Here is a 9,879-nt window from a genome sequence, read left to right on the forward strand (position 1 = left end):
TGGCGCGGCGCTCGGTGTGCCGCAAGTGAATGCGCCGGCACCGGAAGGCGCGGCGAAGGCATCGCCGTACTACTTCACCGACGGTTCGCTGCAGGGCTGGCAGGCGACGCCGCAGGACATCGTCGTGCCGTCGAACGGCCTCGCATCGCCGGAAGCGTTCGGGCTGCCGGGTGACGATGCGCTGCGCGAACTGCTCGCCGTGCATCGTGACGTACCGGTGTCGCGAGCATCGGGCGCCGACGCGCCGCGCTACTTCATCGACGATGCGCACGCAGCCGGGCCGCAAGGCCAGTTGCATCGCGGCGCGCACCCGCCGTTCGACGTGAACGCGATCCGCCGCGATTTCCCGATCCTGCAGGAGCGCGTGAACGGCAAGCAGCTCGTGTGGTTCGACAATGCGGCGACGACGCACAAGCCGCAGGCCGTGATCGATCGGCTCGCGTACTTCTATGCGCACGAGAACTCGAACATCCACCGCGCCGCGCATGCACTGGCCGGCCGCGCGACGGACGCGTACGAGCATGCGCGGGACACCGTGCGGCGTTTCATCGGCGCATCGTCGCCCGATGAAATCGTGTTCGTGCGCGGCACGACCGAGGCGATCAACCTGATCGCGAAGACGTGGGGCGTGCAGAACGTCGGCGAAGGCGACGAGATCATCGTGTCGCATCTCGAGCATCACGCGAACATCGTGCCGTGGCAGCAGCTTGCCGCGCTCAAGGGCGCGAAGCTGCGCGTGATTCCGGTCGACGATTCGGGGCAGGTGCTGCTCGACGAATACCGGAAGCTGCTCAACGACCGCACGAAGATCGTGTCCGTCACGCAGGTGTCGAACGCGCTCGGCACGGTCGTGCCGGTGAAGGAGATCGTCGATCTCGCGCATCGTGCGGGTGCGAAGGCGCTCGTCGACGGCGCGCAGTCGATCTCGCACCTGCGCGTGGATGTGCAGGCGCTCGATGCGGATTTCTTCGTGTTCTCCGGTCACAAGATCTACGGGCCGACCGGGATCGGCGTCGTGTACGGCAAGCGCGCGATCCTCGACGACATGCCGCCGTGGCAGGGCGGCGGCAACATGATCGCGGACGTGACGTTCGAGCGCACGGTGTTCCAGCCGCCGCCGAACCGGTTCGAGGCCGGCACCGGCAACATCGCGGATGCGGTCGGGCTGGGTGCTGCGCTCGACTATGTGAGCCGGGTCGGCATCGAGAACATCGCGCGCTACGAGCACGACCTGCTCGCGTATGCGACGAGCGTCCTCGCGCCGGTGCCGGGCGTGCGGCTCGTCGGCACCGCGCGCGACAAGGCGAGCGTGCTGTCGTTCGTGCTGAAGGGCTATGAGACCGAGGAAGTCGGTCAGGCGCTGAACGAAGAGGGCATCGCGGTACGCTCGGGGCATCACTGCGCACAGCCGATCCTGCGCCGTTTCGGGCTCGAGGCAACGGTGCGGCCGTCGCTCGCGTTCTACAACACGTGCGACGAAGTCGATGCGCTGGTGAGTGTCGTGCGGCGTCTCGCGACGCGGCGTTGACGTTGTTCGCTTGCGGCGGCCCGGGTGGGTCGCCGCAAGCGATTTATCACGACAAAAAAGTCAGAACCGCACGACCTGCTTCTGTTCGACGCTGAAGCCGTCGCGCAGCACGCTCGCCGAATCCGCGAAGTAACGGCGGGTTTCCGACAGCAGGTCGGTGTTGCCGCGACGGCAGAACACCACGCCCGATCCTTCCTCCGTGAGCAGTTCGTCGATCAGCGATTCGGGTTGCCCGATATCGGCGAGATGGACGTTCTGCACGCCGTGTGCGAGCGCATCGAGCGCGTCCCGCACGCAGGGCGCCGCGGTGGCGGCCGGGTGTTCGGCCAGCCATTGCTCGAGTTCGGTGATGCCGTACAGACCGGCGAGTTCGCCGAGTTCGCGCAGCAGCGCGCCTTCGACCATCATCACCAGCGTGACGGCACCCATGCGTTGTGCGAAGAGGCTGCCGAGCCGTTCCGCGCGCAGCAGGTGATCGTGGCCTGCGTCGTCCGGGGCGACCGGCATCACGACGGGCACCAGCCCGTTCTCGAGAAACGCGTTCAGCGCGGCGCCGTCGAACCGGGCGACCGCGCTCGTGCCGGTGCGGTCGGAATCCGTGCTCGCCACCAGCAGGCCGCCGTCGTGACCGTCGATGCCGATCGCCTTGGCGCCGTGACTGCCGATCAGGCGCACCAATTCATGATTGACACCCGCCATCGCCGCGTGAACGGCGTGAATCGATTGCGTACCGGAGGCGGCCGGCACACCCTGGACGACGATCGGACGAACGCCGGTGAGTGCGAGCAGCGCGACATCCTGCGCGAACGCCTGGCGGGCGCGCGTATCGCTCGCGGCGCCACCGTCGACGATGACGACGGTCTGCCCGTGCAGGGCCTGCATGAATGGCAGCGAGCGCGCCAGGCCGGCTATGCGGCGGGACGTCAGGGTGGGACTTTCAGGGTCTGGGAACATGGGAAGCCGAATGGATGAAGGGGAGCGTGTTGCCGCGCTGCGCGGCATCAATGCGTGTGTTGCATCAGTTGGTGAATCTCGTCCGGCGTCTGCGCGTCGCGCGATGCCTGCCGGAACGTGCGGTCGCTGAAACACCGCGCCGCGTCGGCGAGCAGTTCGAGATGCGCGCGGTCGTCTTCTTTCGGGAGGACGAGCACGATGAACTCACGCACGGGCTTGCGGTCCGGTGCGTTGAAGATGAACGGATACTGCGCGCGAACGAACAGCGCGATGGCCGAGCGAAGGCCGTCGACGCGCGCATGCGGAATCGCGACGCCCTGGCCGAGGCCGGTCGAGCCGAGTTGCTCGCGCTTGATCAGTTCGGCCCGGATCCGTTCCGCGGCGACACTACTGCTGCGCTCGATAGATCGCGCGACGAGGTCGAATAACTGGATCGCGCTTTCGACCGGTACGTCGAGCAGGATGTGGTCCGGCGGGCAGGCGTCGGCCAGCCGGGTCGCGAACGGTGCGCCGCCGCGTCGGTAGGGAAGGTCGGTTTGGCCGCCAGCGGCGGCCTGCTGCGTTTGCATGCGGATCTCTCCGTGTCGGGATGACAGGGAAATCCTAGACAAAAGCGCGTAAAGACAGTGTTAGATACGCGCGGGCCCGGCATTAAAATTGTGTATCGATTGCGTCGCGGCGCGCGCGACGCGCTCGATACGCACGCCTTCAGGTACCCGACAGCACGAACGGCAGCGTCGTCAGCAGGAACACCGAAATGCCGACGACGGGTGCACCGAACGCGATCGCCGCGAACGCCACCGCGGCGCTGGTCAGCACGAGCGTTCTCGACACCCGTCGGTGCCGGTTGTGTGCAGCCGCCCTGTCATCGCGGATTGCATCGGTCCGCGCACCGATCACGTGTTTCCAGAACGTCAGGCCAAGCATGATTGCTCCTGTATGAAAGTTGACCGGGACAGGGCGCGCCGCGCGCCTGCCAGGCGGGTCAGCAGCGCTTGAGCTTGAGCACGCGCGAGATCTGCCCCGGCGTGAAGCTGCTGTTGCGCACGTAAGGCGCGCAGTCGAGCGGCGCGGTGAGCGATTCGCTGACGACGTACTGGCCGACGAAGCGGTACGCGTCCGTGGCCATGCGAATGAATACCGGAATCGCATCGCGTTGCGCGGCGAGCGTCCTGCCGGCCGCTCGTGCGGACGCGCTGCCGTCGCAGAGGATCACGTCGGGCGCGTGCGGGTTGAGGTCCGTGCGCAGGCAGGCGGCCACGACCTTGCCGTTCTTCGTCGGCAGGAACGCCTGTTTGCTGCCGCCGCACGCGGTGTGGATGAATTCACGGGTGTACTGCTTGTCGATCTCGAACATGATCGGGCTCCGGTATCGGAAACTTCCGTTGGTTAAATCAGGTATGCAAAGTAATGCGACGGGATCGGCATGCGGGGTGCCAGGCATGGCGATCGATCGTTGCCGGGGCGGCGGATCGACGGCGCGTCGTGATACGGGAATTTCCGCGCGAACACGCTCGCATTGCGCGATGCGCGGCTAACGCATCGACGTCATGTTCAAGCGTGCACGGGAAGGACTACGGCGCGCACCGTCCGTCTGCTGGCAGGACGGTGGCTCGGGAAAAGAGAGACGCAGGCGTCCTGCCTGTCAGGCAGAAAAGCAACTCGGAGGGCGAGGACTTCGGATGCGCATGTGCGTACTCGGTGAGGGATTGGTTGCGAACACATTCTAGTGAACGCATGCGCGGGCGCAAGTAAAAAGGTCGTAAAGGTTGCGCGACCCGTGCGGGATCGCGCGGTGTACTACGTGCACTGCCAGAGATGCGCGCTGGTGCGGCACGGCGCGCACCAGAACGTGTAGTTCGCGCCGCCGCTGCCCCACAGCCATTCGCCGCCGTCCGTTTGCGGAAGGTTGGAATCGAGCTGCATCACGAACGACATCTTGCGGCCGCAATCCGGACAGTCGGGATACCACGCGGACTGGACCCACGACGGTGCGCCGCCGACGCGGCTCAGGTTCTGCCGGCTGTTCGACAGGCCCCATTCCTGCCGCGTCCAGCGTGCGGGCGCAGCGAAAAGCGCAACGTCCGCCTCCAGGAATGGGGCCGCCGGATAGTCCGGCTGGATCGCGGTGTCGCGTTGCTGGGATGGGTGCGCGCAGGCGTTGCCGGCGTCGTCATGGCGGTGGAACATCGGGCCGTCGCTCTCCCAGCCGACACACGACAGGCAGGTGTCGAACGACACGGGCGTTGAGCTGTCGATGCCTGCGGCGGCGGGTTGCGGCAGTGTCAGCAACCGATGCAGCGGCGCGTGACACAGGCCGCATCGATGCGACGACACGCCGCCAAAGCGCGCGCCTAATCGATGCGAGCCGCGCGCGTGCCAGGTTGGGTGATGCGCGAGAATCTCGCGGTTCCACTTCGGCTGGGCGCGGCGTATCGGCGCGCCCAGCGTCGGTCCGAAGTCGATATGCAGCGGCGTTTCGCCGTGCAACGCGCGCAATGTGTCGTGTTCCTGAGCGTAGCCGGCGGACATGAGCCAGTTGGCGCGCGCCCCGGGATCGTCCGGAAACAACCACGCTGCCGCGTCGCGAACGGCTGCGGGCTGTCGCGAATGGAGCAGCGCGACGGCGCGTGCATGCGCTGCCTTGTTACCGGAAGGGACGTCGGCAAGCCGGCCGCGCCATCTTTCGACCGTCGCCGGATCGAGCATCCGCCACACGTTGTCCTCGACGTACAGGCGCGGCGACTGCTTCGTGGCGTAAATGTCGACGAGCATGTCCCAGTGACCGGAAAACACCTGCGGCATCTGCGTTGCCACGCTCGACAACACGCTCGCGAGCCGTTCGTTCCACGCGCCGTTGCGGACGTCTTGCCACGCTTCGGCGGCGACTTTCTCGAGAGCGGTGTCGTCCATCAGGTCGAGCGCGGCATCGAGGAACGTCGCATGCGGCAACGCGCGATCGAACGACGCGATCACGAGGTCGGCGAGCGCAGCCGGGTTGTCGCGTCGCAGTGCCAGCATCTGCGACATCGGATCGTTGTTGGTCCAGCCGAGGCGTTCGTAGTCGTCGAGAATGGCTTGTATGGTCGGCATGGTGGGGAACGGTGAGGGTTCGAGGCGTGAGCGGACGCTGAGTGGATCAACGTCCGGCGAGCATCCTTCCTCCGACCCCCATCAGCAGCAGGCCCGCCGTTGTATCGAGCACGGCCTTGCGTCGAACCAGCAGCCCGCGCACCGACGGGTGCGAGGCGAGCAACGCCATCGTGCAATACCACGCGGCCGAGATCGCCACCGACAGCGTGACGACCGCGAGATCGAGCCAGGCCGGCGCGTGGGCCGGCACCATCAGCGCGAAGATGCTCCCGTAGAACGCGACCGATTTCGGATTCGTCATGCTGACGACGTAGCCCTTCTTCGCGGCGTGCCAGTCGGACGCGGTGGCCGGCGCGGCGACGGGCAGCGGCTTGCGCGCGGTCACGATCATTTTCAGGCCGAGCCAGATCAGGTAGGCGGCGCCCGCCAGCCGCAGCGCCGTGTGCACCCATGCGACATGCGTGACGAGCAGGCTGAGTCCGGCGATCGCGATCGCCGCCCACGTGCCGGATGCGGCGGCCAGGCCGAGGCCCGTCATCACGCCAGCGCGGCGCGATGCGACCGCGGTCGACGTGACGATCACGAAGTTCGGCCCGGGGCTGGCGACGCTCAGCAAGAGGACGCCGGCGAGCGGCAGCAAGGTGGTGACGGTGGTCGACATGGCGTGGAGGGCGGCACGGCGGGACGGGCTTTCATCTTACCCGAGCGCGGTCACGAGCCTGCCACGGCCCGGTTTCGTCGATCCAATGAAAAAAACGCGTGACGACTTTCATCGCCACGCGCAGGGGGAGTCTGCAAGGTCGCGCGCATGCCGGCGAACCGGCACACGGCACCCGCGTCACATCGTCAGAAATCGAACCCGGGCCCACCCGCACCCGGGCCGCCCGGCGCCGCCGTCGGCGCCGCATCCTTCGGTGCTTCGAACACGGTCGCATCGGTCGTCAGCAGCAGCCCCGCGACCGACGCCGCGTTCTGCAGCGCCGTGCGCGTGACCTTGGTCGGATCGAGCACGCCCGATTCGACGAGGTCGCCGTATACGCCCGTCTGCGCGTTGTACCCGAAGTTGCCCGAGCCTTCGGCCACCTTCGCCACGACGACGCTCGCTTCCTCGCCCGCGTTCGTGACGATCTGGCGCAGCGGTTCCTCGAGCGCGCGCAGCACGATCTTGATGCCCGCATTCTGGTCGGCGTTCACGCCCTGCAACTCGCGGATCGCCTGACGCACGCGGATCAGCGCGACGCCGCCGCCCGGCACGATGCCTTCCTCGACGGCGGCACGCGTCGCGTGCAGCGCGTCGTCGACGCGGTCCTTCTTCTCCTTCACTTCGATCTCGGTGGCACCGCCGACCTTGATCACCGCGACACCGCCCGCGAGCTTCGCGACGCGTTCCTGCAGCTTTTCACGGTCGTAGTCCGACGTCGCTTCGTCGATCTGCACGCGGATCTGCTTCACGCGCGCTTCGATGTTCTTCGCATCGCCCGCGCCGTCGATCACGGTCGTGTTTTCCTTGCCGACCTCGATGCGCTTCGCCTGGCCGAGTTCGGCCAGCGTCGCTTTCTCGAGCGTCAGGCCCGTTTCCTCGGCGATCACCTGTCCGCCGGTGAGGATCGCGATGTCCTCGAGCAGCGCCTTGCGGCGGTCGCCGAAGCCCGGCGCCTTCACGGCGACCGTCTTCAGGATCCCGCGGATGTTGTTCACGACCAGCGTCGCGAGCGCTTCGCCTTCGACATCCTCGGCGATGATCAGCAGCGGCCGGCCCGACTTCGCGACCTGTTCGAGCACCGGCAGCAGGTCGCGGATGTTCGAGATCTTCTTGTCGTGCAGCAGGATGTACGGGCTTTCGATCTCGGCGATCTGCTTGTCGGGATTGTTGATGAAGTACGGCGACAGGTAGCCGCGATCGAACTGCAGCCCTTCGACGACGTCGAGTTCGTCCGCGAGCGACTTGCCGTCCTCGACGGTGATCACGCCTTCCTTGCCGACGCGGTCGATTGCCTCCGCGATGCGCTGGCCGATCGATTCCTCGCCGTTCGCGGAGATCGTCGCGACCTGCGCGATTTCCTTGCTCGTGGTGGTCGGCCGGCTGATCTTCTTCAGCTCGTCGACGGCCGCTGCGACGGCCTTGTCGATGCCGCGCTTCAGGTCGAGCGGGTTGAGCCCGGCCGCGACGTATTTCTGGCCTTCGCGGACGATCGCCTGTGCGAGCACGGTGGCCGTCGTGGTGCCGTCGCCGGCGGCGTCGCTGGTGCGCGACGCGACTTCCTTCACGAGCTGCGCGCCGATGTTCTGCAGCTTGTCCGCGAGTTCGATTTCCTTCGCGACCGACACGCCGTCCTTCGTGACGACGGGCGCGCCGAAGCTGCGTTCGAGCACGACGTTGCGGCCCTTCGGCCCGAGCGTGACCTTCACCGCGTTCGCGAGAATGTTCACGCCTTCCGTCAGCTTGGCCCGTGCGACGTCGCTGAAAATGATTTCCTTCGCTGCCATGATTGCGCTCCGTTATTGATTGACGACCGCGACGATGTCTTCCTCGCGCAGCACGAGAAACTCGTTGCCGTCCACCTTGACGGCCTGACCCGCGTACTTGCCGAACAGCACGCGCTCGCCGACCTGCAGGTCGGGCACGATGCGCTGGCCGTCCGCATCCTTGCGGCCGGGGCCGACGGCGATCACTTCACCCTGGTCGGGCTTTTCCGCGGCGCTGTCGGGGATCACGATGCCCGACGCGGTGGTGGTTTCCTGGTCGAGTCGCTTCACGATCACGCGGTCGTGCAAGGGGCGTAGGCTCATTGGTTCGTCCTGTGCTGATCTGTTCTGTCGAAATTGGCTGGCACTCTTTTGCAGAGAGTGCTGACGAGTATAAAAATGCGCGGCGGCGCGATCCAATAACGGATTCGGAAATGCATTTTCGCGGATGCGCTTTGGACGAAAGACGAAAGACGGGTAGGGCCGCGCGTCAGATCAACAGCGACAACGTCCTGAACAGCGCGAGATCCGCCTTGCGTGCCGATCGCGCGTGCCGGCGGATCACGTGCAGCAGGCAGTCGATGAAGCAGCGCGCGGCGTCGCTGAGCGTGCTGCTGCGCCGCGTGACGATCCCGAGGTCGCGCGGCTCGAAGGTCTCGTTCAACTGCAACGCACGCATCCGTTCGCCGAACGACGGCACGGCCGCGAGGATCGTCGGGCACCACGTGCACATGTCGGCCTGCTCGAGCATCGTCTGCAGCATCGCCACCGACTGCGCGCGCACGATGCGCCGCTCGTCGATGTCGGCGCCGTGGCGCGTGAACAGGTAATCGACGAGCGCGGCCTGTCCGTCGGCCGCGAAATTCAATACCCAGTCGTGGTCGACCAGGTCGTGGATCGACCGCGCGTGTTCGAGCGGATGGCCGGCGCGCACCATCACCGCTGTCTCGTAGCGCAGCATCGGCTCGAACGCGAATTCCTGCGTGCCGCCCGGTTGCACGTGCCCGAGCGCGAAATCCATGCTGCCGTCGCGCAACAGCGGCTGCGCGACGGCCATCAGCGCTTCGTAGAGTTCGAGGCGCACGTCGGGCATCTGCGCACGAAAACGCAGCACCGCTTCGGCGAGGAAGGTCATCGTGAGCCACGGCGTGACGCCGATGCTCAACCGGCCCTCGACGCGGCCGCGCATGCGTTCGAGATCGCTCTGCGCGTGTTCGAGCTGCTTCAGCACGAGCTTCGCGTGCGTGAGCAGCGTCTTGCCGTATTCGGTGAAGCCGATCCCTTCCGGCGCGCGGACCAGCAGCGGCAGGCGTTCACTGGCCTCCAGCTCGCGCAGCGCGCGTGTGACGGCCGCCTGCGACAGCCCGAGCGTGCGTGCCGCGCCGCGGATGCTGCCGGCCTCCGCGCTCGCGACGAGCGCCTGCAGCTGATGCAGCTTGATCGTGCTCATGGTGCGATACCCGACAACGAAAGGTTGTCATCATAACGAAACCGCGGCTGTTCGCCGGGATTTTCGCTGCCTACGATGCGGCCACGATCGGTCATTCGGGCGATCGGCAACCGGAATGCATCGAGGAGAATCGGGGTTGGACCACAAACACATCCAGCCGGAAATGGCGGCTATCGAGGCGGAGATGATTGCGCTGCGCCGCCGGCTGCACGCACATCCGGAGCTTGGCTTCGAGGAACACGCGACGAGCGATCTCGTGGCCGACTTGCTGACAACGTGGGGTTATCGGGTGACGCGCGGCCTCGGCGGCACCGGCGTGGTCGGCACCTTGACGCGCGGCCCCGGCAATCGGCTCGGGCTGCGCGCGGACATGGACGCGCTGCCGATC

10 protein-coding genes and 1 pseudogene are annotated in these 9,879 nt (G+C 66.6%); 2 read left to right on the top strand and 9 right to left on the bottom strand.

Going from position 1 to position 9,879, the window contains the following annotated elements; translation table 11 throughout:
• Window positions 1-1,528 (top strand): family 2A encapsulin nanocompartment cargo protein cysteine desulfurase (locus G3N99_RS27270; RefSeq protein ID WP_206123947.1); only part of this gene is annotated, 1,528 nt, incomplete at its 5' end.
• Window positions 1,529-1,588: 60 nt separating this feature from the next.
• On the opposite strand, the gene G3N99_RS27275 is transcribed toward G3N99_RS27270, so the two are convergent.
• The 9 genes from G3N99_RS27275 to G3N99_RS27315 all read right to left on the bottom strand — a co-directional run bounded on the left by G3N99_RS27275 (window position 1,589) and on the right by G3N99_RS27315 (window position 9,491).
• Window positions 1,589-2,482: an acetylglutamate kinase gene (locus G3N99_RS27275; protein WP_206123948.1), complete on the bottom strand. Its 894-nt coding sequence runs from the start codon at window positions 2,480-2,482 to the stop codon at window positions 1,589-1,591.
• Window positions 2,483-2,529: 47 nt separating this feature from the next.
• Window positions 2,530-3,051 (bottom strand): PTS sugar transporter subunit IIA, encoded by a 522-nt coding sequence (locus tag G3N99_RS27280; protein ID WP_206123949.1) that lies wholly within the window; start codon window positions 3,049-3,051, stop codon window positions 2,530-2,532.
• Window positions 3,052-3,190: 139 nt separating this feature from the next.
• A complete protein-coding gene (locus G3N99_RS27285) occupies window positions 3,191-3,409 on the bottom strand; it encodes a hypothetical protein (protein WP_241011875.1) in 219 nt (72 codons plus the stop codon).
• A 58-nt stretch (window positions 3,410-3,467) separates the two neighbouring features.
• Window positions 3,468-3,839, bottom strand: a complete 372-nt coding sequence (locus tag G3N99_RS27290) for a DUF6697 family protein (protein WP_039354345.1) — start codon at window positions 3,837-3,839, stop codon at window positions 3,468-3,470.
• A gap of 443 nt (window positions 3,840-4,282) precedes the next feature.
• Window positions 4,283-5,575: a hypothetical protein gene (locus G3N99_RS27295; RefSeq protein WP_206123950.1), complete on the bottom strand. Its 1,293-nt coding sequence runs from the start codon at window positions 5,573-5,575 to the stop codon at window positions 4,283-4,285.
• A 46-nt stretch (window positions 5,576-5,621) separates the two neighbouring features.
• Window positions 5,622-6,236: a LysE family transporter gene (locus G3N99_RS27300; protein ID WP_206123951.1), complete on the bottom strand. Its 615-nt coding sequence runs from the start codon at window positions 6,234-6,236 to the stop codon at window positions 5,622-5,624.
• Between the two features lie 185 nt (window positions 6,237-6,421).
• Window positions 6,422-8,062 (bottom strand): chaperonin GroEL, encoded by a 1,641-nt coding sequence (groL, locus tag G3N99_RS27305; protein ID WP_011356208.1) that lies wholly within the window; start codon window positions 8,060-8,062, stop codon window positions 6,422-6,424.
• A gap of 12 nt (window positions 8,063-8,074) precedes the next feature.
• A complete protein-coding gene (locus tag G3N99_RS27310) occupies window positions 8,075-8,365 on the bottom strand; it encodes a co-chaperone GroES (protein WP_011356207.1) in 291 nt (96 codons plus the stop codon).
• A 166-nt stretch (window positions 8,366-8,531) separates the two neighbouring features.
• Window positions 8,532-9,491 carry a LysR substrate-binding domain-containing protein gene (locus tag G3N99_RS27315; protein WP_206123952.1) on the bottom strand — a complete coding sequence of 320 codons (960 nt, stop codon included), beginning with the start codon at window positions 9,489-9,491 and terminating at the stop codon, window positions 8,532-8,534.
• Between the two features lie 115 nt (window positions 9,492-9,606).
• Between G3N99_RS27315 and G3N99_RS27320 the strand changes: the two are divergent.
• Window positions 9,607-9,879 (top strand): annotated as a pseudogene (locus tag G3N99_RS27320) (amidohydrolase); the annotation flags it as partial.

The organism is Burkholderia sp. Ac-20392, from assembly GCF_017104585.1.
Lineage (GTDB): Bacteria > Pseudomonadota > Gammaproteobacteria > Burkholderiales > Burkholderiaceae > Burkholderia > Burkholderia lata.

Coding starts and splice junctions, on each gene's coding strand:
- G3N99_RS27275 (WP_206123948.1), bottom strand. CDS start 2,482: ATGTTCCCAGACCCTGAAAGTCCCACCCTGACGTCCCGCCGCATAGCC.
- G3N99_RS27295 (WP_206123950.1), bottom strand. CDS start 5,575: ATGCCGACCATACAAGCCATTCTCGACGACTACGAACGCCTCGGCTGG.
- G3N99_RS27280 (WP_206123949.1), bottom strand. CDS start 3,051: ATGCAAACGCAGCAGGCCGCCGCTGGCGGCCAAACCGACCTTCCCTAC.
- groL (WP_011356208.1), bottom strand. CDS start 8,062: ATGGCAGCGAAGGAAATCATTTTCAGCGACGTCGCACGGGCCAAGCTG.
- G3N99_RS27315 (WP_206123952.1), bottom strand. CDS start 9,491: ATGAGCACGATCAAGCTGCATCAGCTGCAGGCGCTCGTCGCGAGCGCG.
- G3N99_RS27310 (WP_011356207.1), bottom strand. CDS start 8,365: ATGAGCCTACGCCCCTTGCACGACCGCGTGATCGTGAAGCGACTCGAC.
- G3N99_RS27285 (WP_241011875.1), bottom strand. CDS start 3,409: ATGCTTGGCCTGACGTTCTGGAAACACGTGATCGGTGCGCGGACCGAT.
- G3N99_RS27300 (WP_206123951.1), bottom strand. CDS start 6,236: ATGTCGACCACCGTCACCACCTTGCTGCCGCTCGCCGGCGTCCTCTTG.
- G3N99_RS27290 (WP_039354345.1), bottom strand. CDS start 3,839: ATGTTCGAGATCGACAAGCAGTACACCCGTGAATTCATCCACACCGCG.